This window comes from Citrobacter sp. RHBSTW-00524 (assembly GCF_013747755.1).
In the GTDB taxonomy this organism is placed as follows: Bacteria; Pseudomonadota; Gammaproteobacteria; order Enterobacterales; family Enterobacteriaceae; genus Citrobacter; species Citrobacter braakii.
The window spans coordinates 1136356-1162705 of the sequence record NZ_CP056421.1 but is presented as its reverse complement, the minus strand read 5'-3'; the positions used below and the strand labels follow the sequence as shown (position 1 = coordinate 1162705).

17 protein-coding genes and 1 pseudogene are annotated in these 26350 nt (G+C 44.8%); 17 read left to right on the top strand and 1 reads right to left on the bottom strand.

Annotation, left to right across the window (positions count from 1 at the left end; translation table 11 throughout):
• The first annotated feature begins 55 nt into the window (after positions 1-55).
• The 14 genes and pseudogenes from HV229_RS05580 to HV229_RS26245 all read left to right on the top strand — a co-directional run.
• Positions 56-1225 carry an autotransporter strand-loop-strand O-heptosyltransferase gene (locus HV229_RS05580; protein ID WP_080859138.1) on the top strand — a complete coding sequence of 390 codons (1170 nt, stop codon included), beginning with the start codon at positions 56-58 and terminating at the stop codon, positions 1223-1225.
• A gap of 11 nt (positions 1226-1236) precedes the next feature.
• Positions 1237-4338 (top strand): autotransporter outer membrane beta-barrel domain-containing protein, encoded by a 3102-nt coding sequence (locus HV229_RS05575; protein ID WP_168726139.1) that lies wholly within the window; start codon positions 1237-1239, stop codon positions 4336-4338.
• Between the two features lie 60 nt (positions 4339-4398).
• Positions 4399-4953 (top strand): LuxR C-terminal-related transcriptional regulator, encoded by a 555-nt coding sequence (locus HV229_RS05570; protein WP_158083352.1) that lies wholly within the window; start codon positions 4399-4401, stop codon positions 4951-4953.
• Positions 4954-5884: 931 nt separating this feature from the next.
• On the top strand, positions 5885-6445 hold the full coding sequence (locus tag HV229_RS05565; RefSeq protein ID WP_046274820.1) for a fimbrial protein: 561 nt from the start codon (positions 5885-5887) through the stop codon (positions 6443-6445).
• Positions 6446-6528: 83 nt separating this feature from the next.
• A complete protein-coding gene (locus HV229_RS05560) occupies positions 6529-7194 on the top strand; it encodes a fimbria/pilus periplasmic chaperone (RefSeq protein WP_223949822.1) in 666 nt (221 codons plus the stop codon).
• A 33-nt stretch (positions 7195-7227) separates the two neighbouring features.
• A complete protein-coding gene (locus HV229_RS05555; RefSeq protein ID WP_181547041.1) occupies positions 7228-9732 on the top strand; it encodes a fimbria/pilus outer membrane usher protein in 2505 nt (834 codons plus the stop codon).
• 29 nt (positions 9733-9761) lie between these two features.
• On the top strand, positions 9762-10940 hold the full coding sequence (locus HV229_RS05550; RefSeq protein ID WP_046274817.1) for a fimbrial protein: 1179 nt from the start codon (positions 9762-9764) through the stop codon (positions 10938-10940).
• Between the two features lie 68 nt (positions 10941-11008).
• Entirely contained in the window at positions 11009-12196 is a 1188-nt protein-coding gene (locus HV229_RS05545) for an HD domain-containing phosphohydrolase (RefSeq protein ID WP_181547039.1), read from the top strand.
• 69 nt (positions 12197-12265) lie between these two features.
• Positions 12266-13042 carry a winged helix-turn-helix domain-containing protein gene (locus tag HV229_RS05540; RefSeq protein ID WP_046274815.1) on the top strand — a complete coding sequence of 259 codons (777 nt, stop codon included), beginning with the start codon at positions 12266-12268 and terminating at the stop codon, positions 13040-13042.
• Complete coding sequence (locus tag HV229_RS05535) at positions 13039-13512, top strand: hypothetical protein (protein ID WP_080859140.1); 474 nt, start codon at positions 13039-13041, stop codon at positions 13510-13512. The genes HV229_RS05540 and HV229_RS05535 overlap by 4 nt, the downstream gene beginning before the upstream one ends.
• A gap of 108 nt (positions 13513-13620) precedes the next feature.
• Positions 13621-14211, top strand: coding sequence for a Crp/Fnr family transcriptional regulator (locus tag HV229_RS05530; protein WP_249417785.1), 591 nt, complete (start codon positions 13621-13623; stop codon positions 14209-14211).
• A 136-nt stretch (positions 14212-14347) separates the two neighbouring features.
• On the top strand, positions 14348-14953 hold the full coding sequence (locus HV229_RS05525) for a hypothetical protein (RefSeq protein WP_181547035.1): 606 nt from the start codon (positions 14348-14350) through the stop codon (positions 14951-14953).
• 704 nt (positions 14954-15657) lie between these two features.
• Positions 15658-18543 (top strand): TrlF family AAA-like ATPase, encoded by a 2886-nt coding sequence (locus HV229_RS05520; protein ID WP_181547033.1) that lies wholly within the window; start codon positions 15658-15660, stop codon positions 18541-18543.
• A 119-nt stretch (positions 18544-18662) separates the two neighbouring features.
• Positions 18663-18975 (top strand): annotated as a pseudogene (locus tag HV229_RS26245) (hypothetical protein); the annotation flags it as partial.
• Between the two features lie 30 nt (positions 18976-19005).
• Here HV229_RS26245 and HV229_RS05510 read toward each other — a convergent pair.
• Positions 19006-19365: a hypothetical protein gene (locus tag HV229_RS05510; RefSeq protein ID WP_048213044.1), complete on the bottom strand. Its 360-nt coding sequence runs from the start codon at positions 19363-19365 to the stop codon at positions 19006-19008.
• A gap of 978 nt (positions 19366-20343) precedes the next feature.
• Between HV229_RS05510 and HV229_RS05505 the strand changes: the two genes are divergently transcribed.
• The 3 genes from HV229_RS05505 to HV229_RS05495 are packed head-to-tail and all read left to right on the top strand — an operon-like array spanning position 20344 to position 26307.
• Positions 20344-21891 carry a class I SAM-dependent DNA methyltransferase gene (locus HV229_RS05505; protein ID WP_023294350.1) on the top strand — a complete coding sequence of 516 codons (1548 nt, stop codon included), beginning with the start codon at positions 20344-20346 and terminating at the stop codon, positions 21889-21891.
• Positions 21888-23009 carry a restriction endonuclease subunit S gene (locus tag HV229_RS05500; RefSeq protein ID WP_021536851.1) on the top strand — a complete coding sequence of 374 codons (1122 nt, stop codon included), beginning with the start codon at positions 21888-21890 and terminating at the stop codon, positions 23007-23009. The genes HV229_RS05505 and HV229_RS05500 overlap by 4 nt, the downstream gene beginning before the upstream one ends.
• A 58-nt stretch (positions 23010-23067) precedes the next feature.
• Positions 23068-26307, top strand: a complete 3240-nt coding sequence (locus HV229_RS05495) for a type I restriction endonuclease subunit R (RefSeq protein WP_021536850.1) — start codon at positions 23068-23070, stop codon at positions 26305-26307.
• Positions 26308-26350: the final 43 nt, after the last annotated feature.

Sequence of the window (26350 nt, the reverse complement as noted above, 5' to 3'; positions counted from 1 at the left end):
GTGCAATTGACTGACCCCTTATCGACTGCACATGAACACCAGGGATATATAAGATATGTCAGCTAACTTTGCAACACCTCCTGAATTTCCGACCTGTGCCGGACCGGAAGGTATTCTGTTTGACTTTAATTACGGCGCGCGTGTTTACCTTCCGGAAGGGAAATGGCATGCCATTTTAATGGATGATGATTCCGGCAATATCCTTTTCAGCTGTGATTCTGACGGCGGGTGGGTCGCCAGTACCAAAAAATATTACATCCGTTTCCGCATTCAGGTATTCCACCAGGGAGAAGCGCATCCGATCCTGGATGAAACACTGGACATGAAGGATAAGCCGGTCGTCATCTTTTTCCCGACCGGAACACTGGGCGATATGCTTGGCTGGTTCCATTACGCCGAGCGATTTCGTCAGCTGCACAGGTGCCAGCTTGAATGCGTCATGGGGCAGGAAATCATTGACCTGCTCAGCGCACAATATCCGGAGATAACCTTCTCCACAAAAGAATCCCACCGGACAATCAATCCCTACGCGTCCTGGTACGTCGGTCTTTTCTTCAAGGCTGACACACTTCATCAGCCCGTTGATTTCAGGAAAGTCGGCTTTCACCGCAATGCCGGTTACATCCTCGGGGTTGACCCGCGGGAGTGCCCGCCTCGCCTGAAGCTTGATGCAGAACGAAAAATTGCGGAGCCCTACGTCTGCATCGCCGCGCAGTCAACCAACCAGGCTAAATACTGGAACAACGGTCACGGCTGGGCAGAGGTGGTAGCCCACCTTAAATCACTGGGATACCGGGTGCTGTGCATTGACCGCCAGGCCCATCACGGTCAGGGCTTCGTCTGGAACCACATCCCCTATGGTGCCGAAGACTTCACGGGCGACATTCCGCTTCAGGAGCGGGTGGACCTGTTAAGGCATGCGAGTTTCTTTATCGGTCTGGCCAGCGGGCTGTCATGGCTTGCCTGGGCAACTGACATACCTGTGGTGTTGATCAGCGGATTCAGCCTTCCGAATAGCGAATTTTACACCCCCTGGCGGGTGTTCAGCAGTCATGGCTGTAACGGCTGCTGGGATGACACGTCGGTTGATTTTGACCACCAGGATTTTTTGTGGTGCCCGCATCACAGGGATACCCCAAGACAGTATGAGTGCACGCGGCTGATAACCGGACGACAGGTTACAGGGATGGTGGACCGTCTGCATGCAGGATTAGTTGATAATTAAGGAGCGTTACTATGAACAAGATATATACCACCGTCTGGTGCGAGTCGCGCCAGCAGTGGGTGGTCACCTCTGAACTGGCATCCGGCTCTGGTCGCCCGAAACTGGCACCAAAGAAAAGCGGCCTGGCACTGCTGCTGGGGGCAATGCTGCTGCCCTCAGCGCCGGTCATGGCCGTGGATTATGTGGACGTGACGCTAACGGGTGAACAGACTATTTCTTCAGGAGATACGGCCACCTCTACTACTATCAACGGTGGCAGTCAGTACATCTACAATGGGGGCTCAGCCACTGAGACCGTCATCAACTATGGGGGCATGCAGGACGTCTACGTTGGGGGCTCGGCCACTGAGACCACCATCAACAACGGTGGCGACCAGTACATCTTAGGTGGCACAGCCACTGACACTTCCATCAACAATGGTGGCAAGCAGGAGATCGTTAGCGGCGGCACAGCCACTGACACCACTATTAGCGGTGGCAGTCAGAATGTCTACAATAGGGGCACAGCCACTGACACCACCATTAACGGTGGTAGTCAAAGCGTCTTCAGTGGCGGCTCTGTCACTGCCACCACCATTAACAGCGGTGGTTATCAGTATGTCAACAGTGGTGGCACAGCCATTGGGACCACCATCAACACAGATGGCGAGCAGCGAGTCTCCAGCGGTGGTGCTGCCACTGAGACCGTCATCAACTATGGGGGCATACAGGACGTCAATGGTGGCACAGCCACTGAGACCACCATTAACCATAATGGTCAGCAGTATGTCAACAGTGGTGGCACAGCCATTGATACCACCATTAACAGAGGTTTCCAATGGGTCTCCCATGACAGCACGGCCACTGGCACCACAATCAACGGTGGCTGGCAGGACGTCAGCAATAGGGGCACAGCCACTGACACCACCATCAACAGTGGAGAGCAGTACATCCACATTGGGGGCACAGCCAATGAGACCACCATTAACGGCAGTGGTGAACAGGCCATTTATGGTGGCACAGCCACTGACACCACCATCAATAGCGGTGGTGCCCAAGGCATTTTCAGTGGGGGCTCGGCCACAGACACCACCATTAACAGCGGGGGCGGACAGTACATATCCGTATCCGGTGGCGGGACAGCCACAAACACCACTATCAACGGTGGCGAACAGTACGTCTCCAGTGGCGGCACAGCCAATGAGACCGCTATCAACAGCGATGGCAGGCAGTACATCCGCGGCGGTGGCACTGCAACTGGCACCACTATCAACGGTGGTGGCCGACAGAACGTCTCCAGTGACGGTACGGCTACTGGCACTACCATTAATAGCGGGGGCATGCAGTTCGTCTACAGTGGCGGCACAGCCATTGACACCACTATCAATAGCGGTCAGTCGTGGCTGCAGACGGGGGCACTGGCTGACGGCGAAACCAAAGTGAACGCCGGTGGTGAACTGCTGATGGACGCTGGCTCTGTCGCAACGGACGTGCGCATCACGGGGGGCACCCTCTCTGTCGCCGACCTTACCAATACCACCGCCAGTTATACCCCGGCTCAGGTCGATAAGCTCACCATGAACGGCGGTAACGTCAACTTCCTGCGCAACAGCAAAGGTGAATTCGCGAAACTGACTATTACGGAACTGAACGGAACCGGAAACTTCCTTTTCAATACCTCGCTGGCCGACCGCAAAGCCAACTTTGTCACCATCGAGCAGGGTTCAGGCCAGTTTGGCATTGCCGTTAATGACTCCGGTAAAGAAATCTCAGACCACACCGACCTCACAGTGAACCTCATCCATGAGAAGGGTGGTGACATTGATTTTGAAATGGTCACGGCTAACGGGCGAAGCACCAGCATGGTTGACGGCGGGACCTACATGTACACCCTGTTCAGCGAGCAGAATAAAGACGGTCTCAACGGCGGTAACGTCTGGTACCTGGGCGCGATGACGGAAGAACCTGGCGGTGGTGAGAATCCGGGTGGCGGTGAAAACCCTGGCGGCGGCGAGAACCCTGGCGGCGGTGAGAACCCTGGCGGCGGTGAGAACCCTGGCGGCGGCGAGAACCCTGGCGGCGGTGAAAACCCTGGCGGTGGTGAAAACCCGGGCGGCGGCGAGAATCCTGGCGGTGGTGAAAACCCGGGCGGTAGCGAGAATCCGGACGGCGGTGACAACGGCAATACCGGCGGTAGCGGAAGCGGCGACAAGAAGCCGATGACCACCCCGGCAACGGACGCCATCCTGGCCATGTCGAATGCCGGCCTGAATGTCATCCACTCCGAGCTGGAAGGCCTGCGCATGTACCGGACAAATCTGGATAAAACCGGACCGGAAAGTAACGTGTGGGGTCACTACCTTGGCAGCAAAAACCATACGGATACCAGCAACGGCGCGGCGTATCAGCTTAATCAGAACGGCATTGAAATCGGTGCCGACACGCGGACGGATTTTGCGCGCGGCAGCCTCGTCACGGGGGCATTCATGTCTTACAGCGACAACACTGTTAAGCATGCCCGCGGTGGAAAAAGCAAAATCGACAGCTACGGTATCGGCCTGTATGCAACATGGTTTGATGCCAGCAGCTTCTACGCTGACGGTGTGGTGAAAGGTAACCGCCTGAACAACAAACTGAGAGCCGTGATGACCAACGGCGGCAGAACCGGCGGTGACTGGACGCAGTATGGTCTCAGCACAGCCGTTGAAGGTGGCTATCAGTTTGATGTGAGGGACGACCTGAGCCTCACGCCTTATGCCCGCCTGGCGTTTGTTCAGATGAGCAGTGAGGACGTAAAGCTGAGCAACGGCATGAAGGGTAACACCGGCACGCCGCGCTCGGTAACGGGTGAGGCCGGCGCGAAGCTGACCGGCAAGTTCAGCCTCGGTGCGACAGAATTTAAACCTTACCTGTCAGCGGCGATCGTGCAGGAGTATGCAGACTCAAATGAAGTCACCATCAATGCGCGCAACCGCTTTGACAACAACGTCAAAGGCACGTCAGGCAAGTACGGTCTGGGTGCATCGGTCAGTGTCGGCAAGGACGTAACGCTGTACGGCGAGGCTAATTATCGTCAGGGCAGCCATACGGAGACGCCGGTTCAGGGTGTGGCCGGTATCCGTATCGGATTCTGATGTTATCTCAGGGGCCTCAGGGCCCTTATTCATTGCGCTATGAAATATCCGGATATGTTTATGTCTCACATGATTTTGACAAAAGATGTTTATTTAAAGAAAGCGTTGTCTGTCATCCTTGAACAGGTGTCTCCCGCCAGGAAGCTCTGCATTGTTGATATTGAATCGTACAGAAGCCTGGGCGCGATTTTCAGACTGCTAAAAAGAAAGAAACTGACTGATAAGCACGGGTTAATCTTCATCGGTGGCAAAGATGTCAGTTCAAGGGTTCTTGAGCCGCTTGTGACGATATACAGAAAATCGTGCTTTATGGACTTTCGAAAACAACTCAATGACGGCAGGACGCATTCACCTCAATATGCGTTAAATCATATTACATGCTGCAGGGATCTCAGCTTGCTTTCAGGCCAGGAAAAAAAGACACTTTTTGCCCTGCGTGATACTGACGACACCTTGGCGATTGCCAGGAACATTCATCTGTCGCCAAAAACTGTTTATACCTATACCAGCAAGATCAGGCAAAAGTTTAACCTCAGTTCGATACTGCAGGTCAGACAATTTATTTTCTCGGAGTTTGTCCTTGATGCTGAAACCGGAGAAGGGCTTTTCCCCTGAACCTCCGAGATTTTTAATATCAACAGACCATTAAAGACTGCAGGCAGAAAATGATGGTTTCAGGGGGTATTTGATAATGGACTGGATGAAATGACAACCACCAACTGGTCTTTTCGAACATTGTTACTTATAGCAGGGGGAAGCACAGGAACGGGTACATTTAACCGCATTGTTGATGCCACGATCAGTTGCCCGTGTTCAGTATTTGAGGGTGGGCTGTTTTAGCTGACATTAGCTAAAATCCCGACTGGAAAGACGAAGAGATAATAATCAACAGGAGTGTACAGGATAAACTGGCACGTTCTCTTGCCGCTGAAACAACTGATGCTATCCCATTTATTCCGTACATGCTGCAGGATCTCTGGGCACCTGGTATCAATCCTGAAATTGTCCTGGCACTACTTTAAAGGTATTGAACATGTTCATAACCCGATTGATTGCCCTGCCCGGGAGTCAACTTTAGCCCAGAACCGACACGGCAATTGTATCTAACACGTTTATTTTATTAAGTTTTTGATAACAATTAGTTAATTAATTTATTCATTCGCCTATTCCGCTGTTCTGCAAAAACGTCATTTGCAGCTTTTGTCCATCATCTAACCAGTAATTACTTTCTTAACGCTAGCCTCTTCATCCCCTCGCTCATGATATAAATTTATAAAAATCATTAAAAATAGCGTTTTAATCTTAAAAAAATAATTTAATCGATATTTACATTTACCAAATATGTAAACAATGGTCTTATATTCCAACCTTACAGCGTGACGCGAAATGTTGTTCTGCAACCGAATGCGCCACTCCAGAGAAGGTGAAATGAATCATCAACATCTGTTCAGATGCCAGGGATGATGTAGCGCGAACCAGGGAGCAGGGAAAAAGTTTCACGCTACTGACAAAAGTAAATTTGATTATGAAAATGGGATATACACAAATGTTTAACAAAACATTCATCGTAGCGGCATTGATGGTTTCCGGCTCTGCATTTGCAGCTGAATCAACCGGCGTAGCGGGTGGCACTATTACCTTTAACGGTTCAGTGTCCGATACCACCTGTAACGTGGTGACCAATAACGGTTCAGACTTCACGGTAAACCTTTCCCCTATTGCTGTGGGTGATATGGGCACCACCGCCGGTGTTGTTAAAACCAACGCCAAAGACTTCACCATGAATCTGAAAAACTGCTCTGCGGCATCGGACGAAGCTAAAACGCTTAAAATCACTTTCAGCAGCAGCAACCTGTCGGATGACGCTAAATACCTGAAAAACTACAGCGACAATGGCGCCGAGGGTGTGGGTATTGCGCTAACCAAAGACGGTAACACTGCCGTACCGTTTGATACCGCTTTCGATACTGGTCTGAGTTCCGCTAACGCTGCCACCGAAGATGGCGTCACACTGACCATGTATGCCAACTACTACAACTACGGTGGCGCGGCCGTAACAACCGGTAAAGTAGTTACTGACGCAACTTATTCCTTCAGCTACGACTAACTCATTCAGCCGGGGTCTCCCCGGCTCTCCTCTACGACATTATGAAAACTCTGATATTTTTTCTTGCGGCTACGTTCATTTCCATGAATGCCAGCGCAAGCGTTGTGATCAACGAAACGCGTGTTATTTATCCGGCCAGCGCCAAATTTGTGTCGGTGCAACTGGTAAACGACAGCGAACAAACCCATCTGGTCCAGTCATGGATTGACGAGGGCGATGCTTCCGCCGCGCCGGAGAAAGTCAAAGTGCCGTTTTCTCTGCTGCCTCCGGTCGTAAAAATGAGCGGACACGCCGGACAGGCTCTGAAAATCTCGGCGATGAACACTCAGTCGCTGCCAAAAGACCGCGAAAGTGTGTTCTGGCTTAACGTTCTGGATGTCCCTCCCGTCCCTGAAGGCAGTGGTGATAGCTACCTGCAGGTGGCCATTCGCAACCGCATAAAACTGTTCTATCGTCCGGATGTACTGAGCGATCTCGACAGCAGCGTAGCGGAGAAAATTACCGTTTCAACTTCTGGCGGTCACACCTGCCTGAAGAATAATTCGCCATATTACATGACCATCCCTCAGGTCGTGACCTGGCAGGGGGGCGAGCTAAAGCAAAGCCGAAAAGATAATTTACTGGCTGAGACTGCGTTTATTCCGCCGTTTGGCTGCGCGCTGGTGTCCAGCAAAATTCAGTCCGGTGGGCAATATCGCCTTACCTGGCTTGATGATTATGGCGCAAAGAGATTCAGCACTATCCACTGATATCCCAGATAAATGACTCCAGGTTCAATTCTGATGAAAAACAGTTCTCTGTTTCGTATAAGTTTGCTAGTTCACTCTGTCAGCCTCGCGATATTTTCATACGGCGCGTTGGCAGAGGATTTTAATAGCAGCCTGCTGGTAGGTAATTCAGCAGATATGGACTGGAGTAATTCTCGGCTGGTTATGACGCCGGGGGCTTATGATTTGGATGTTTTTGTGAATAACGTCTGGCGCGGGAAATTTAATATTTCCGTCGCTAATGATGACAAGGGTACTCTGCTTATTAATAAAGACGACGTATCTCTACTGGATATTCAGGGGCTGGATGACATCGTAAATAAAAGCACCGCTGAAAAGCTCGACGTTAATACCCTGCTACACGGAGGGAAAAGCGCCCTGATACCCGGCACACTGCGTCTGGATTTAGAAGTACCTCAGGCTTTCGTAAAAGAATATAGCCGTAACTGGGTGTCACCGCAAAAATGGGATCAGGGAATTAATGGCCTGTATACCAATTACAATTTCAACTATTACAATTTTCACGGTCTGCAGAATGGCTATAGTGACAGCGATAATCTGTATTTATCGCTGAACAGCGGACTAAACCTGTATGGCTGGCATTTTCTCGATAGCTCATCGTGGATGCGCTACAGCGCAATGAACAAAGGTAGCTGGATAAATACCACGCGTTTTGTTGAAAAACCAATTGCGGCAATCGATTCGGTACTGCGCATTGGTCGAAGCTATACGACGTCTGATTATTTTGACACGGTCCGTTTTCGTGGGGTGACACTGAATAAAAGTCGTCAGATGTTACCGGACAGCGAAAACGTTTATATGCCGGTGATCGAAGGTGTTGCAACCAGTTCAGCGGTGGTCAGTATCTCCCAGGATGGTCATATCATCCACCAGATCAATGTCCCGCCAGGTCCCTTTGCCATCCGCGATCTGATGCCTACCGGCTCACGCAGCGATTTATCCGTTGAGGTAAAAAACACTGGCGGCAACATTGAGCACTTCATTGTGCCATTCTCCTCGATCCCGGATATGCAGCGCCCCGGCAGCAGCGACTATCAGATTAACGTCGGGGCGGTGGACATGCGCAACGTCGACGATAGCAGCCATTTTACCCAGGTGAGCTATTCACGTGGGGTGAATAACTACCTCACTGCGTCAGCGGGCGGGATCTGGAGCCAGGATTATCAGTCTCTGCTTCTGGGAGGAGCGGTTTCCGTCCCCTACGCTGGGTCACTCTCGGCTTCCGTGGAGGAGTCGCAGTATCGTCTGCCTGGCGAGAGCCGTCGCCACGGAGAAAAATACGCGCTGTCCTGGAGTAAATACTTCCCGACCCGCACCAATATTTCGCTGGCTTCGTATTATTACCGTACTCAGGATTACGCTTCTTTTAGCGATTATATCCTGACCAAATCCAATATTAAGGATTATGGCGGAACGGGCACCTCAACGATCAACAGCAAACAAGCCTTTAGCGCCAATATTAATCAGCCGCTGGGGGAACAATTTGGAAGACTGTCGCTTTCAGCCTACTGGCGCGATTACTGGCGCGGTCAGAAAAGTAGCCGTCAGTACAACCTGACCTGGAGCAATGCCAGTCACGGCGTCAACTACTCGGTTTCGCTGCGCCGCTCGGAGGTTACGCAGTCCTATTACGACTATGAAACCAATTATGAAGGCGACCTGGTGAGCGCGTTGCGTTCACGCGGTAAGACGGAAAACAACCTCTATTTTTCTGTCACGATACCGATGTCGATATTCGGCAGCGGCGGCAGCCTGTCTTCTCATGCCAGCGTGCAGAACGGCAAATATTCCTCTTCTGATGTCAGCATGAGCGGGAATATGCATGATGTTGACTACAGCCTGATGCTGAGCCACGACAGTGACAACGATTCGCGGGCAGCCGATCTCTACACCAACTGGAAAAATGACTATACCAGCATGAACAGCGGCGCGACGCTGGCCCGTGAATATCGCCAGCTAAGCCTGGGTGCCAGCGGCAATCTGCTGGCATGGAAAGGTGGGCTGCTGGCGTCTCCTCATAACGGACGTAATTTTGTCATTATTGAAGCGCCAGGAGTGGTGAACGCGGTCGTTAACGGCGATACCTCCGCACACACCAACAGCAAAGGTATCGCCCTCATCACCAGCGCGACACCGTACCGACAGAATAATTTCCATCTGGAGCAGGATGGAACCCAAAAAAGCGACGTCGACCTTGAAGGTAATTTACTCAATGTGGCGCCGTACGAAGGCAGTATCAGCTGGCTGAAGTACAAAACTGACACGCGCAGACTCTTCACTTTTGATGTGCAAACCGCTGAAGGGGGTCAGTTGCCGTTTGGCGCGGTTGTCAGCGGTGCCGGGAATGAAGAGGTCGGCTATGTCGCACAGGGGAGTCAGATTTTTATTAAGTCAGAGACGCTTCCCGCCAGCCTGAAAGTGAATATCAGCAAAGGCAAGACTAAAAAATTCTGCACTATTTCCCAGCCTGCAGAGCATGCTGAAAATATTTGTCGCTAACTCAGTTTACTCAGCTAACAGAATCAATCATGAAAAAATTATTTTATCTTATGGTTACGGCCATAATACTGACCGCAATCCCAATATTATCTGCACAAGCACAGTCGCAGGCTCAGTCTCGCGGTGTAACAGGCGATACCTGCCGTAATTCCGGCATACTTTTTTCCAGCGTCGCAGAATCGGATAAGTCGCTAAATCTTTCATCGGCTTTCGTGAATTCAAACGTCGTTGAATATTCCTATACCACCAGTTGGTCGGGTAGTATGACCTGTACTTACGGAAATATCGGGATCGGTGGTCTGGCGCAAGACCACTTATATTATTTTACCGGTTTCAACGGTTCTCCTGTTTATTTGAATTTCAACAGTGCGGATGGTGAAAGTAGCTACTGGATAAAATTAACGTCCACCATTAGTGGCGATACCAAAGTGACTGTCAGCGGTATCGTGGGCATTCACTCTCTGTCATATCAGACACAATATACGCTGCGGGCGGAATTAATGTCGGCTCCACCTGTGGGAATGGAAAGCTATACCAAAACCACAACCAGCGGCGCACTGTCGGTCATCCCTGCGGTGATGAGCGGTACCGGAAGCGGCTCCAGCTCACCGTTCCTTTCCAGCAAAACATATGCTTATCGCGCCTGGTCCAATATGATGTCTGAAACCGCACGCAAAAGCTGGAATACCGATTATTTTATTGCTTATGAGAAGCTAACGATTCAGTTTGAGCCAAAAGAAACAACCTGCAATATGACGCGAGACATGAGCGTGAAATTACCCCCCGCTCCGTTTAGCGTCCTGAAAAAAAATGGAAAGGCAGATGGTGCCGATTTCACCATCCCGCTGAAATGCGGCAACCTGGCCGGAATTAAAACGTCTACCCGCAATGTTAAGGCCTGGTTATCCAGCAATGATTTAGTCAGTTCGGATACCAGCTACCAGATAATGGTCAACGATGAAACCACAGCGGGAGGGGTAGGTATTGCCATTCGTAGCCGGATGTTTATGGGTGACTATGATGAGGTGCAAATATCCAGTAGCAATAATATGGAACATGCCTCGCAAATATTAGATATCGCTAAAGATGATGATATAAGCAATACGCAATACATTTATCTTCATGCTTATTACAAAGTTTATAACGCCTCAGCATTATCAACCGGTAGCGTGGTGGCGACTGCGCAGATAATGTTTGGCTACGATTAACCCCCCTATTTTACTGTGGCCCAGACGGGCTACAGGAAGTTTTTAATTTAATTCTCATAAAGGATTTTATGAAAATATCTGTTCAAACCGTACTTGATCTTCTGCACAGCATTATGCACCCGCTTTCTCCTGAACTGGTGCATCATTTGCAACGCACGGGTCTCATTTGCTGGTATCTCGGAAATCGAGCCGCTTTTGACAGTGCAACCATCAATAACGCCTGGCTTGCGGGTATGTTGCACAATATCGGGGCGCTGAGCAAAGTGCATCCCTTCAGTGGCCCCCATGGTAAAGCCTTTATTGAAGAGCATGGACGACTTGGCGCCTCAATGATGTCCGGCGTACGTTTTTTACAGCCAGTGACCGCAATTCTTGAAACGCGCCACGCGGATGCCTTGGGTTACACGCAGAATACAATGCTAAATACCTGGCATCTGGTGCATCTGGCCGATGAGTTTGAGCTGTGGCTGCGCGGGATTGAAGGTGACTATGTGGCCCAACGGAATAATATTGTTTCCGGTTTTCTGGCCAGTAGCCCACTATGGCCATCGTGCCTGGTCGAGGCGCTACAGGATGCCAGCCATGAGGATGGTTTCTGGTTTCGCCTGAGTTCGCCCTCATTACAACAGGTGCTGCGCGTTATCAGCCCGCTCAATGATGTGGTGCTGGATCACCATGATTTTCTGGAGGTCTGCCTGCTGATTTCGAATATCGTCGATAAATACAGCAGCTTTACGCAGACTCACAGTACCAGCGTGGCTCACGTGGCGGCGAAGCTTGCGGAGCTGTACGGCTGCGATCGCTACACCCAGGATAAAATCCGCATCGCGGGGTACCTGCACGATATTGGCAAGCTGGGTATTCCACTGGAAATCCTCGAGAAGCAGGGAAAGCTGGAGCCGGACGAGTATGCGCAAATGAAGCGCCACAGCTATAAGACGCTGGAGATGCTACACCCTATTGAAGAGCTGGGTGAAATCGTACACTGGGCGGCAAGACATCATGAACGCCTCGACGGCAGCGGCTACCCTTTTCGTCTGGGTGCGGCTGCGCTGGATATCCCTTCGCGTATTATTGCTGTGGCTGATGTTTTCACCGCGATGATCGAGAACCGCCCCTATCGTCAGGGGATGTCCAGCGAAAAAGCATTGATTATTCTGGAGGAAGAGGCGTCAAATTTTCGTCTGGATCGGGACATTGTCGATCTGCTAAGCCATAATATTGCAGTGCTCAGACCTTTGGTTGCGATGTACTAAGCCAGGCATAACCCGAAATCGCAGCCGCGCAGAATGCATATTCTATAAATTTACCGAAAGAAAACGCGAATGAAATATTTGATAGCCAATAGAGTCATTTACGATAGCGAGAGCGGGGAACTTGTGGTCAAGGAACCCGGAAACGAGCAAAGTAAAAGGCTAACAAATACCGCTAACCGTATTCTTTCGTTGCTGATTGCGTCGCCAGGCCGGGTACTTGAACGTGATTATCTTCTGGATAAAGTCTGGGAGGAAGCGGGCCATCCGGGTTCCAGTTCATCGCTGAGCCAGTACATTAGTATCCTCAGAAAAACATTAACGTCCTTAATATTCATTGAGGAAATTATTGTAGCCGTACCCAAGGTGGGCTTTTACTTCTCACCGGAAATCGCCGTCGAACTGCAGAATGATGAGGAAAGGGTGAGTACCACACCTCTTCCGGTATCCCTGCGTAAGGCGGCAACGAAGGATAAAAAAAATCTCTGGCTGATCGCGGCTATCGCGTTTTTGCTGCTGGCCAATCTGTGGATACTCAGCCAGAAACAGGAATCACCGCGTTTTGCAGCGGAATACAGCATTGGTGAAATCGGGAGCTGCAAATTTACTGCCTATGAAGATTTATCGGAGGAAGTTGACCCTCAGGTCATGAATATTATCCGTCAGCTACAGCCTGAACTTGAGCAAAAGTGTGCCCGGAAACCCGCGCAGATTATGGTTTATTTTCAACCCAGCGTTCTTTACGGTAGCCATGGTCGGTTTTTCTACTCTTATTGTCCAACAGATAAGGCAACAGCAAAAATTGTCTATTGTGAGAACCATTACGCTTTTAACTGGAAATTAAAATGAAGCTGATGACAACCTTAGTGCTGGCAGCGGTCGCGTTGATTTGTCTGTTAACATGGCAACTAAACCTGCGATCGGGTGTTTATTTTGACGAACGCTGCTTTGCTAATGCCACCTATGTTGACGCTTCGGATAACGCTCTCTTATTCAAAGGGAATATCACGTTTGAATTTAACAAGAACGAAACGGGCGTATTTAATCTTTCGGGCAATATTGACTATCAGGGGCGTCAATATCGATTGTCGCGTTATATAACATTTACCTATCATAACGTCAGCGGCAACCAGTATCGCATGAATACGACAACAAAAGATATCATGGCTCACGATAATGTGCCGGAAGACATTACCCTGCTGACAACAAAAATATTTGGGATGGAAGGGGAATACGTTATCTCCTTAGACAAAAAAGACAATAACTATATTACGATTGCAAATACCTTATCACCCTTAATGAACTGTGTGATTCAATAACAGGGATAGTGTTATACATTCACTATGAAAAGAAATAATTGTGTCAATTGTGAAGAGTGCGGTTTTGCAGAACTGTGCTCTGCCTATCTTTTCAGGCAGAAAGATCCATTGTTTATCCGCAATCTGGAGACAAAAAAGAAGATTGCCAGAGGTGAATATATTTATCGTCGGGGAGAGAAAATAGACGAGCTGTATGCCCTACGTAGCGGGGCCGCTAAGGTTTACGATGCGCGCGGGCAACTGATGGGGATCGTTTTGCCAGGACAGGTGATGGGCGTGGAGGAGCTGCACATCGGGTACAGTCAGCAGGATATTCAAGCCGCAACGGAAATAGAAGTTTGCGTACTGAGAAGCGATCATTTCTACGAAATGAGCCAGCTGATGCCAGGATTTACAGATTTTATTGTCAGGATCCTGTCACGTTCGGCGCAGGAAAAACAGCAATTTATTTCAGTATTGACCAAAAGTGATACCTTGCAGAAGGTTCAATATTTCCTGCAACTGTTGTCTCGCACTTATAAAGAGTATGGCTTTGAGCATCTCAATCTTGAGTTACCGATCAGTAAGAAAGAACTGGCCCAGGTTCTGGGCATTTCGATATCCACCTTGTCGCGTGCCCTGGATAGCCTGAAGGAGCAGGGGATTATTTCCATGCTAAATAAAAAAGAGATAACGCTAATGGTGTCAGACAAAAAATAGCGTCTGAATGAGGATGTTCTTGTAATTTCTTAGTTTCATCTCAAAAAATCAGTAAATCATTTATTGTCCAGTGTATCCCTTTGAGGAAAGCACCGGACTCATTTTTCTTAAAAACAAAGAGTTAAGGTTTTTCCCAATGTCGTTTGTCGTATTCTCTGATGATATTTTTTTTACCCGGTCTGCGGGAGGGCTGATGCCAATAGATAGCCTGCGCGAAGAGAATTTATGTATTATTGATATTGAATCTTTCTTCAGCTTGCATGATATTAAACATCGTGTTTGCAATGAACTGACCGACGGCTATTCTATCATTTTTGTAAAAGGCCGTGGAATGTTATCAAAGGTGCTTTCATCACTGGAGGGGATCTCCAGAACCGCCTCTGTAACGGAGTTTATCCGGTATATTAATGAAGGCCGAAGATATACTGTCTATCATATACTCACCATAATTGATTCTTTGCGGGAGCTACGTAACCTTACCCATACCGAGATTTCCGTAGCCTGTGCGTTACGCCGACAAATAAATATTACTGCCACATCCCAACTTCTGCACTGCTCAACGAAAGCAGTGTATCAGCGGGTATCAGCCTTGGCTCAGAAAATGAACCTCAGGTACGGTACCCAAATCCAGTATTTCTTGTACCGCGAATATACCATTGAGGAACTCCAGCAGATAAATTGCATGAAACATCGTCCTGATACCGGTGTATTCCAGAATAATGGACCGACCCCACATCTGTAAGCAGATTCGCTCCTCACGACGAGGCCTGTCTAATGGCCTCCTTACTGAGATATCGCCCCGGTTGTCGTACAGGTTGAATCACCACGGATTTAACAGACACCTCAGAGTCATTTATGGACTTATCTTTGTCGCCAGGCTTCATCATTTCTACCGCTTTAAACGAAAGTAGCTTTCCCTCTTGTTTTCCTGCCATAAAGACTCCGTTATCATGCACCTTATGCAGTCATGAACATCAAGGTAGGTTACTCTGTATATGCCCATATTTTACCCAGGTATAGGTTGGCAAGGCACACTTTACCCCACCTTTAAATGTAGGATTTCATGATATTCGATGAGACAACGTGAAACTTAATGATAACCACAAAAATCACTAACTCATTAAAAATTAAGAAAATGGACATCATAAACCGATGAGTACAATAGAAAACTTAGACTCCCACACCCCCATGATGCAGCAGTACTTTCATTCAACATCTTACCTATTGATATTATTGAATAATTCAATATTTAACCAAATTTGGTATACATATGGGCTACTATATCTTAAAAAAAAGCAATGATAGATAGCTTAGGGGAGTATACCAAGTCATCAAAAAATAATGGAACGATACTTCTTGTTCACACAGATTTAAGTTATATTCTGAATAAGTATAGGTCATCATCCTATTAAATAAAAAATAAATTTAATTCAGATGGAGAAAGAAATGTTCAGTAGAGGCTCAGAATGGAATAAATGGGATCTTCATGTCCATACTCCTGCATCAGTTTTGAGAAACGAATATAGAGACGACTGGGATAAATATATTATTGATTTATTCACTAAAGCTATCGAAGAAAATATAAAAGTAATAGGGATTACTGATTATTTTTTCATAGATGGATATAAAAAGATAAAAAATGACTACTTATCTAACCCTGAAAGAATGGAGCAATTATTAGGTGCTGAAAATTATGAGTTAGTTAAAGAAATAAGGGTATTACCAAACATCGAGTTCAGAATTGATAAATTAGTTATCGGAAAGGAATCAGATTTAAGGTGGAATAGAAAAGTAAATTACCATCTCTTATTATGTGATTCTGTTTCTCCAGAAACCATAGAAAAAGAAATTATAAACTGTCTGAAATTTGATTTTTATTCAGAACCAGGTGCCAGAACAGACAGAAGAAACTTCACAAAAGAGAATATAATCGAATTTGGCGAAAAACTATGCCAACATCAACATAATTTTGCTGGACAAAATCCTTTATTTGTAGGGATGATAAATTCATGCTTCAATCTTGATGAACTCAAAGACATATTAAACACGAACGGAAAATTCAAAGGAAAATATATATTAGCTTTACCAGCAGACGAAGATCTAAGTAAAGTCAGTTGGAAGAGTCAAGGCCATGCCGTTCGGAAGCATCTCATAATGCAATCACACATGCTCTTCACTTCAAATAGTGGCACTATTGATTTTTGCAAAGGTGAAAAACACGAGACGATAAGAGATTATCTGAAAGAGTTTGGAAACATAAAACCTTGCGTTTGGGGTTCAGATGCACACTCCTCAGATAAAATGTTTAAACCTGACGATAACAGACACACCTGGATAAAAGCTAATCTCAGTTTTGATGGGCTAAAACAAATAATATATGAGCCTGAGTCGAGAGTTAAAATCCAAGAATCTCACCCTCAGACAAAAGCTGGATATCAAACGATATTAAGAGCAAGATTTATATGTGAAGATAAAAAATTCCCCAAAAATTGGATATATTTAAATAAAGATTTGAATACAATAATAGGTGGAAAGTCTTCTGGAAAATCACTTTTACTTTACTTCATTGCAGCGGCTATAAATAAAAGTGCTGTTTTAGAAAATATAAACTTAGCTGACACCGATAACTATAATACACAAGGTGTTGACTTTGAGGTAGAATGGGATGATGGAAGTATTAGTTTGCTCTCTGACTTAGAGGATACAAAACCTATAACTTACATACCTCAATTGTATATTAATAAACTTGCGGAAGTTGAAGGAAAAAATCAGCTCAAAAAACTTATCGAGTCAATTCTGAAGCAGAATAGAGATTTTTATGAATTCAGTGAAATAAAAGACTCTGAAATTAAATTAAAAAACAAAGAGATAAAAGAAAAAATTGAACTTCATCAGACATTTTCAGATAATTACACAACATTATGTGATGAAAGAAATAAGATTGGTGATAAATTCTCTATTGAAAAGGAGATCAGTTCATTAGAAGAACAATGTAAAAAACTAAGAGAAAAATCAGGATTCAATCAGCAAGAAATAATAAAATACAATAAACTCAACACCATTCTAAAAAACTCTGAGAATAGACTAAGAGTAGTTGATAACTATCATTTAAACTCCACAAAGCTAATAACTGGCCTACACGAAAGGTTTCTAGATTACACTAATGCTTTAAAATCTGATTTAGCATCCTCATTAAGTGTTGCGGATACTGCTATTTTTTCCAGAAAATACTATTCCATTATTGAAAAAGGTATGGACAGTATTCGCTTAGAAACTCAAAAGCATTTTGAGTTGAAAACAAATAAAATACCAAAACTCATCGATAAAATCACACAAATAAAAGAAAAATCAGAGTTAGAGATCACTCCTTTATTATTAAAAGTTAAGGAAAAACAAAGCCTCGACTTATTTACCAAAAAAATAAGTATCGAAAGAGAAAAACTAAGCAAAATAAATGGACTGCAACAAGTAATAGATAAATTATTAGTAGATGCAAAAGACAACCTTTCTAATTTACAAACAAACTATGCAGAATTAATGTCTTTATATCAAGACTATATTATTGAGTTATCATCCGAGCAATATAGTATTTCTGATGATATGAAAATAATCCCTAAACTGAGTTTCAATAAAGATGGATTTGATAAATTCATAGATAATTATGACATGAGAGGCAATTTACAACCTTTAATGGGTGATGCATATGATCCTAAAGAGATTTTTGCTTTTGATGTAGTAAACCATATAGAAAAAATAAATACCATTTTAGCAAATACAAAAAAAGAAACCTGTCCCAAAGTGAAGAAAGGGATTACTAAAAAGGATATCCTTTACACACTCTACGATGACTATTTCTTCATTGATTATGAAATTATCTATAATAATGATGAAATAATAAAAATGTCTCCCGGTAAAAGAGGGTTAGTTCTTTTGAATTTATTGCTGCACCTGAGCAATGCATCGCATCCAATACTCATAGATCAACCAGAAGATAACTTAGATAACAGAACTATTTATGAACAGTTGAACAGGTTTATTAAGCAACGCAAAAAAACGAGACAAATAATATTGGTTACTCATAACGCAAACCTTGTTGTTTCCGCTGATTCAGAATGTGTTATTGTTGCAAACCAAACTGGTCAAATTAAAGATGGTGAGAATGAAGAGTATCAGTTTGAATATATCAGTAATGCACTTGAAAATACTTTTGAAAAAATACAGGATACTTGCCTTCTCAAGAGTATGGGTATAAGGCAACATGTATGTGAAATTCTGGAGGGAGGCCAGGATGCATTTAAAGAAAGAGAAATAAAATATGGCCTAAGATTCTAAATGATATATAGGAATGTTAGCAAGGTATGACTAAGAGAAGCGGAGCTTCTCTTGTCCCTTGCTCTTTTCACCGTTCTGTTGAAAAAATCAAAATCTAAGCACGAAGATTGACCTACACTGAGATTCTTAATGCTAAACGTGGAAACAAAAGCAAGGCGAATGGCTTCGATTAACCTCTTTGATAGGCTTCCTCCTGTCGTTCCTGCTATCAATGTTGAAGCTTGGAAATCACAGTCTAACATATCCCAAAAGCTGAACCGCCTTATAAGCCATCTTGATGCAAAAAGTAGCAATAGTGAGTTAGCTAAAACAGAGATCTTCGCAGTCAAGAAACAGATCAAAGAGCTTCGCTCGTGCCAGACAGCCTCTATGAGTAGGTATTCCTATGAAGTGAATGCAACAGCCCCTCATCCCTCTAAAAAATGGTCATGAGAGCATGATTGTCAGGATTGCAATTAACCATCAAATTCTTTTTATGTTTTTAGCTTTATCTGAATTTTCTAATATGATTGAAGAAATTATTTTTTCTTCTTTTTTTGCAATTAGAGATTGGATATTAATAGTACCATAATCTAAATTATCTCCCCACCAGTACATGAATTCTTTTATTACGGAAGTCATATTGTCTATAACCTCTTGAGATCCTTCGTTATAAATAAAAGATAGTATTTTTAAATTTTCAACATCAATCTCTTGCACAATTATCCGAAACATATCATCAGTTGGATATAAATTCGTTTCATTTAATGATATATTTAATTTCTCAAGCATCTCATTCATAAGCAAGTCTACTTCATTGAAGGCCGTATTATATTCAGTCATTATTTAACCTCTTGTTTTAAATTTATACAACATTACAATTAATCACTTTAAGAAAGAATGTCAAGCGTTTTTGTTAAATAAATAATATTTATTATAAAAAGAATTGCTTGAGTGAATAATTTTTTAATTATAAGCACCATACAGTGTCATCTATTCAACCGAAGCGGAAATTTATAGCATCTTCTGTGCTGCAAGAGAAGCTTTAAAATAAATGCAAGTTAAGCTGTATATCTTTATATAAAATAGCAGGCACTGCGATTTTTTATTATTATAGCGAAATGAAGCAAGGGCTAACTCTGCGAAGCCGCTGCGCTTGCTTCTTCGAGTTCCCCTTGCTTTTCTTCCCTTCGGTTAGAAAAGAAAGAAAACCTCTGCCAACCTTGCATATCAATAATTATATTCAGGCAAATATCATATATACTTCTCTTAAGCATTTCTTCCAAAAATAAACCTCTCACTTTACAAACAACTTGACACATCATTTTAGCTTGACATCCTATTCGTTTAGAATATTAACACCCGATGAATTTTAATGACCAAGTAAAAATTTTCACCATGACAAAAAATTTAATAACTAAACGTGATGTAAGTACATTAAGACAGTTTTTTGATTACAAAGTTTTGTATCTTTTGCTTTATCTTCCTGTAAATATGCAAGAAGAGGATAGAGTGAAGGGTACAGAAAATTCTCACAGTTATGTAGTATGGAACTCACTTGGTGTTAGTCCGAATAGTAGAAATTCACCCAGACAAACATTAACAGCTATACAGCAATTATGCCTATGACCGTGACTCCATTGAGGGCCAACGACTGACATCAACAACCCTGTTACAAAGCACTTACCCCATGAGTCATTGCACTTGCTGAGCTGAACGAAAACACTAAAATCAGATAATAATTAATCGCTGTATAAGCTCGTAACAAGCGGAACTTTAAGGCAAAATAGGGCTACCATCCTAATTCACGAAGTTACGCCAATGGCAAGAAAACCTAAAGAAATCAAAACAGATCCGTTAGAAGTCATCCTGTGGAAAGCGGCAGACAAGCTGCGTAAAAACATTGATGCAGCCGAGTATAAGCATGTCGTGCTGGGCCTCATTTTCCTTAAGTATATTTCTGATTCTTTTGAATCTCATTATGAGTTGCTGAAGGCTGGTGAAGGCGAGTTCGCAGGCGCTGACCCGGAAGATAAAGACGAGTACACCGCTTACAACATTTTCTTTGTCCCTGAGCTTGCACGCTGGAACTATCTAATATCTAAGGCCAAGCTACCTGAAATCGGTAAGCTGGTTGATGATGCTATGGAGCTTATCGAAGCGGGTAACCCACAGCTAAAAGGTGTGCTGCCGAAAGTCTACGCTCGCCAGAACCTCGACGCCACCGTGCTGGGTGAACTGATAGATTTGATTGGCAACATTGCACTGGGAGATGCCAAAGCGCGTTCTGCTGATGTATTAGGCCACGTATTCGAATACTTCCTTGGTGAATTTGCACTGGCAGAAGGCAAACAGGGCGGTCAGTTCTATACGCCAAAATCCATCGTAAGCCTGCTGGTTAACATGCTGGAACCCTATAAAGGCCGAGTCTTTGACCCCTGCTGTGGTTCTGGTGGTATGTTCGTTCAGTCAGAAAAATTTGTGGCAGCACACCAGGGAAATATTGACGATATTTCGATCTATGGACAGGAGTCCAACCAGACCACCTGGCGTTTGGCAAAAATGAACCTAGCAATTCGTGGCATTAACTCCGAACACGTTCGCTGGAATAATGAAGGTTCATTCCTTAACGATGCTCATAAAGATTTAAAATCTGATTTTATCATTGCTAACCCACCGTTTAACGTTTCCGACTGGTCCGGTGAGCAGCTTCGTGGTGATGCCCGTTGGCAATATGGTATCCCTCCTGCCGGCAATGCTAACTTTGCCTGGATGCAACACTTCCTGTATCACCTGTCGCCAAAAGGTCAGGCTGGCGTTGTGCTGGCAAAAGGGGCTTTAACCTCTAAAAGTTCGGGTGAAGGTGATATTCGTGCAGCACTGGTCAAAGATGCCAATGTGATTGATTGTATCGTTAACTTACCCGCAAAACTGTTCCTGAATACCCAGATCCCAGCGGCCTTATGGTTTATGCGCCGAGATCGTGAAAACAGCAGTCATTATCGTGATCGCAGTAAAGAAATTCTGTTTATTGATGCCCGTAATCTTGGTCATTTAATCAACCGCCGTAGCAAAGTGCTTTCTGACGAAGATATCAAAACTATTGCTGACACCTACCATAACTGGCGTAACAAAGGTGGCGACTACGAAGATGTGGCTGGTTTCTGTGCATCTGTCGATATCAATGAAGTCGCTAAACTTGATTATGTGCTGACGCCTGGCCGTTATGTTGGCCTTGCTGACGAAGAAGACGATTTTGACTTTAAAGAACGTTTTACGGCTCTTAAAGCGGAGTTTGAAGCACAATTGGAAGAAGAAGCGCATCTGAATAAGTCTATCGCTGAGAGTCTGGCGAAGGTGGTTTTATGAGTCAGTGGATAAAAACTAAACTTGGTGAGATTGTCATTCTTAATTATGGTAAAGCATTAAAGGCACAGGATAGGAATGCTGGCTCTATACCTGTATATAGTTCAGGTGGATTAACTGGTTGGCATAACAAAGCATTAATAAACGAACAAGGAATTATTATTGGTCGTAAAGGAACTGTTGGGAAAGCGTACTTAACTTATGGACCATTTTGGTGTATTGATACTGCTTATTATATTTTACCTAACCCTTCGAAATATGATTTTGTTTTTTTATTCTATTTGTTGAAAACATTAGGGCTGGAAGAACTGAACGAAGATAGCGCTGTTCCTGGACTAAACAGGGATACCGCTTATAGTCAAGAGATCCTATTACCTTCACTGCCAGAGCAAAAAGCCATCGCCTCTGTACTGTCCTCTCTTGATGACAAAATAGACCTGCTTCATCGCCAGAATAAAACGCTGGAATCTATGGCTGAAACACTGTTTAGGCAGTGGTTTATTTTAGATAGCACTGGTGTATCAGTTAGTATAGATCAGATAATTGACTTTAATCCAAAGCGAACTTTAATTAAAAGCCAAGACGCTACTTATTTGGACATGGCTGGACTGAGCACTGTTATTTTTCGTGCAAATGGATATTACAGACGTCCATTTTCTTCAGGAACTAAATTTACTAAACGAGATACCTTGCTAGCCAGAATTACCCCATGTTTAGAAAATGGGAAAGCGGCCTATATTGATTTTTTAGACGACAATGAAACTGGATGGGGTTCTACCGAATTCATAGTTATGCGTCCTAAAAAAGAAATCCATCCTTTTATCTCATATATCATGTGCCGAAACCCGGACTTCAAAGAATATGCAGAAAGCTGTATGGAAGGTTCAACTGGCAGACAACGAGTTAACTTGGATCACCTTAAGAAGTTCAATGTTAATCTGCCAACAGAAGCTTCCCTACGTATAATTAATGAGTTATTAGATTCATTTGAAAGTAAACTTATTAACAACTCAAAACAAATTGATAGCTTAGAAAAACTCCGCGATACCTTACTTCCCAAACTGATGAGCGGTGAAGTACGGGTTCAGTATGCAGAAGAAGCAATCGCATCAGTAGCATAAAATAATTATGCGGGTGTACAGCCCGCTCTCTGGTTAAGCGGCAATAAGGACAGTACGCATGGCAAAGATGACCGAATCCGATATTGAAGTAATGGCAATTGAGCACCTGCAAGGGCTGGGCTATGAGTATGTTTACGGCCCGGACATTGAACCCAGTGGAATCAATCCGTTACGTAGCTATCAGCAGGTTATCCTTGAAGATAAAGTGCGTACAGCATTGCAACGAATTAATCCGCACCTTAGTGAGCAGAAGTGTGAGGAAGCTCTAAAACAGGTGATGCAGATCAGCTCACCTGACCTAATGGCAAACAATCTAACCTTTCATCGCCTTTTGACCGAAGGAATCAATATCGAAGTCAGCAAGGATGGTAATACACAAGGGGAGCTGGCCAGCCTGATCGACTTTAACGATCCCACTAATAATGCATTTCTGGTCATTAATCAGCTCACCATCAAAGAAGGCAACCATACCCGCCGGCCGGATCTTATTTTGTTCATCAACGGTCTGCCGTTAGTCGTTATTGAACTAAAAAATGCTACTGACGAAAATGCTACGGTATTGGGCGCTTATAACCAGATTAAAACCTATCAGAACCAAATACCCAGCCTGTTTACCTACAATGCGTTTAATGTTATTTCAGACGGACTGGAATCCAAGGCGGGTACAGTTTCTGCTGATTTCAGTCGCTATATGACGTGGAAAACAGCTAATGGTAAAACACAAGCCACCAGTACCCAACCACAGCTTGAGGTTTTATTACAGGGGTTACTTAATCCTGTAACGCTGTTGGATGTGATCCGCCACTTTATCGTGTTTGAAGCCAGTAAACATGAAGACAGCCAAGGGATTATCAGTATCCGCACTGTTAAAAAAATGGCCGCTTATCACCAGTATTACGCGGTCAATGCAGCAGTTCTTTCCACTATTCGTGCCTCAGCGGTGAATGCGGACTCCCCCTCTGCCGAAGTGGCACTGCGCCAGCAGGGACGTAACAGTAAAGATCTTGTTAATGCGCAAAAAACCGGAGATCGCAAAGCGGGTGTAGTCTGGCATACTCAGGGTTCCGGTAAATCGCTTTCGATGGTGTTTTATACCGGGAAAATTGTGCTGGCGCTGGATAATCCGACAGTTGTTGTGATTACTGACCGTAACGATTTGGATGATCAGCTATTCGGTACGTTCTCTTCCGCGACCCAGCTACTTCGTCAGACACCAAAACAGGCCGACAACCGGGAAGAACTCAAAGAATATTTGCGCGTAGCCTCTGGCGGTGTGGTGTTTACCACTATTCAAAAATTCCAGCCTAATGATGGCAGCAATATCTATGAGTTGTTGTCAGACAGAACCAATATTGTCGTTATCGCTGATGAAGCCCACCGTTCACAATACGGTTTCAGCGCCAAAGAAGTTGACGTGAAAGACAGTGAAGGCAACGTTACAGGTAAGCGCACTGTTTATGGCTTTGCCAAATATATGCGTGATGCCTTACCTAATGCGACCTATCTCGGCTTTACCGGAACCCCCATAGAAAAAACGGACGTCAACACGCCTGCTGTTTTTGGTAACTATGTTGATATCTACGATATCTCGCAGGCCGTTGAAGATGGTGCAACAGTTCGTATCTTTTATGAAAGCCGTCTTGCCAAAATTGCCATCAGTGATGAAGGTCGTCAGCTTATTGAAGACTTTGATGATGAGTTTAACGAGGACGAACTGACGCTCACGCAAAAAGAACGTTCTAAATGGGCCAGAATCGAAGGTTTGATTGGCAGTTCAAAACGTATTAAAGCGATTGCGGCGGATATGGTTCTGCACTTTGAGCAGCGCTTAAAATCCAATGCCGATCATGGTAAGGGCATGATTGTTACCATGTCCCGCCGTATTGCTGCTGAACTATATAAAGAAATCATAGCCTTAAAACCTGAATGGCACAGCGATGATTTAAATGACGGTATAATAAAAGTCGTCATGACCTCTTCTGCTGCTGACGGGCCAGAAATTGCCAAACACCACACCACAAAAAAAGAACGTCAGGTTCTGGCTAACCGTATGAAGGATGACGACGACAAGCTGAAACTGGTGATAGTGCGTGATATGTGGTTAACCGGCTTCGACGCTCCCAGCATGCATACGCTGTATATCGACAAACCAATGAAAGGCCACAACCTTATGCAGGCAATTGCCCGTGTGAACCGTGTGTATAAAGATAAGATAGGCGGTCTGGTTGTTGACTATCTGGGCATTGCCTCTGATTTAAAAGAAGCCCTCTCCTTTTACTCTGATGCAGGTGGACGTGGAGATCCTGCTGAGGTTCAGGAAGAAGCCGTAACGCTCATGCAGGAAAAGCTGGAAATCCTGGAAGGCATGATGCATGGATACGATTACAAAGCTTACTTTGCCGCAACTACCTCACAACGCCTGACAATTATTCTTGAATCAGAAAACCATATTTTAGGGCTGGATAACGGTAAAGGTAAAATGCGTTTCCTGGCTGCGGTTGCAGCCTTATCGCAGGCATTTGCATTGGCGACACCGCACGATAAAGCAATGGAAGCGGCACCCGAAGTAGCATTCTTCCAGGCAGTAAAAGCCAGACTGAATAAATTTACTGAAAACTCAGACGGATCAGAAGAAGAACACAATGACAGTCTCGAAGTTCGGGTAAAACAGACTATCGATCAGGCTCTGGTTACCGATAAAGTTGTTGATATTTTTGACGCTGCTGGGATACAAAAGCCTGATATTTCCGTTCTTTCTGAAGAATTCCTTCAGGAAATGAAGGATTACCAACACAGAAATATTGCTTTGGAAACGCTTAAAAAACTGCTTTCTGACGAGATCAAGGTTCGCTCGAATCAAAGTATCACCCAAGGCAAAAAACTGATTGATATGCTGACCTCTGCAATCAATGGCTACCAGAACAAGGTACTGACCGCAGCGGAGGTAATTGATGAGCTAATCAAGCTTGCCAAGACTATCCAGGAATCTGACAGCCTTGCCACCCAGTTAAACCTCAGCGCTTATGAATATGCCTTCTATTCTGCTGTTGCAGATAACGACAGTGCTCGCGAGTTAATGGAAAAGGAAAAACTACGAGAACTGGCAGTCGTACTTACGGAGGCTATCCGCAACAATGTCAGTCTTGACTGGACAGTGAAAGAAGCAGCAAGAGCAAAAATTCGCGTGGTGGTAAAACGTCTGCTCAAAAAATATGGTTATCCACCCGATATGTCCTTGCTCGCCACAGAGACCATTTTGAAGCAGGCTGAACTTTTAGCTGGAGAATTAGGAAAATGATTCCCTAAATTTTTAGCATATAAACTATTTGGTAATGGTCCCA

Bases quoted from the DNA above. Each gene is read 5' to 3' on its own strand.
- HV229_RS05520 (WP_181547033.1), top strand. From the start codon at position 15,658: ATGTTCAGTAGAGGCTCAGAATGGAATAAATGGGATCTTCATGTCCAT.
- HV229_RS05570 (WP_158083352.1), top strand. From the start codon at position 4,399: ATGTCTCACATGATTTTGACAAAAGATGTTTATTTAAAGAAAGCGTTG.
- HV229_RS05525 (WP_181547035.1), top strand. From the start codon at position 14,348: ATGTCGTTTGTCGTATTCTCTGATGATATTTTTTTTACCCGGTCTGCG.
- HV229_RS05545 (WP_181547039.1), top strand. From the start codon at position 11,009: ATGAAAATATCTGTTCAAACCGTACTTGATCTTCTGCACAGCATTATG.
- HV229_RS05495 (WP_021536850.1), top strand. From the start codon at position 23,068: ATGGCAAAGATGACCGAATCCGATATTGAAGTAATGGCAATTGAGCAC.
- HV229_RS05540 (WP_046274815.1), top strand. From the start codon at position 12,266: ATGAAATATTTGATAGCCAATAGAGTCATTTACGATAGCGAGAGCGGG.
- HV229_RS05580 (WP_080859138.1), top strand. From the start codon at position 56: ATGTCAGCTAACTTTGCAACACCTCCTGAATTTCCGACCTGTGCCGGA.
- HV229_RS05500 (WP_021536851.1), top strand. From the start codon at position 21,888: ATGAGTCAGTGGATAAAAACTAAACTTGGTGAGATTGTCATTCTTAAT.
- HV229_RS05565 (WP_046274820.1), top strand. From the start codon at position 5,885: ATGTTTAACAAAACATTCATCGTAGCGGCATTGATGGTTTCCGGCTCT.
- HV229_RS05560 (WP_223949822.1), top strand. From the start codon at position 6,529: ATGAATGCCAGCGCAAGCGTTGTGATCAACGAAACGCGTGTTATTTAT.
- HV229_RS05510 (WP_048213044.1), bottom strand. From the start codon at position 19,365: ATGACTGAATATAATACGGCCTTCAATGAAGTAGACTTGCTTATGAAT.
- HV229_RS05505 (WP_023294350.1), top strand. From the start codon at position 20,344: ATGGCAAGAAAACCTAAAGAAATCAAAACAGATCCGTTAGAAGTCATC.
- HV229_RS05535 (WP_080859140.1), top strand. From the start codon at position 13,039: ATGAAGCTGATGACAACCTTAGTGCTGGCAGCGGTCGCGTTGATTTGT.
- HV229_RS05555 (WP_181547041.1), top strand. From the start codon at position 7,228: ATGAAAAACAGTTCTCTGTTTCGTATAAGTTTGCTAGTTCACTCTGTC.
- HV229_RS05550 (WP_046274817.1), top strand. From the start codon at position 9,762: ATGAAAAAATTATTTTATCTTATGGTTACGGCCATAATACTGACCGCA.
- HV229_RS05575 (WP_168726139.1), top strand. From the start codon at position 1,237: ATGAACAAGATATATACCACCGTCTGGTGCGAGTCGCGCCAGCAGTGG.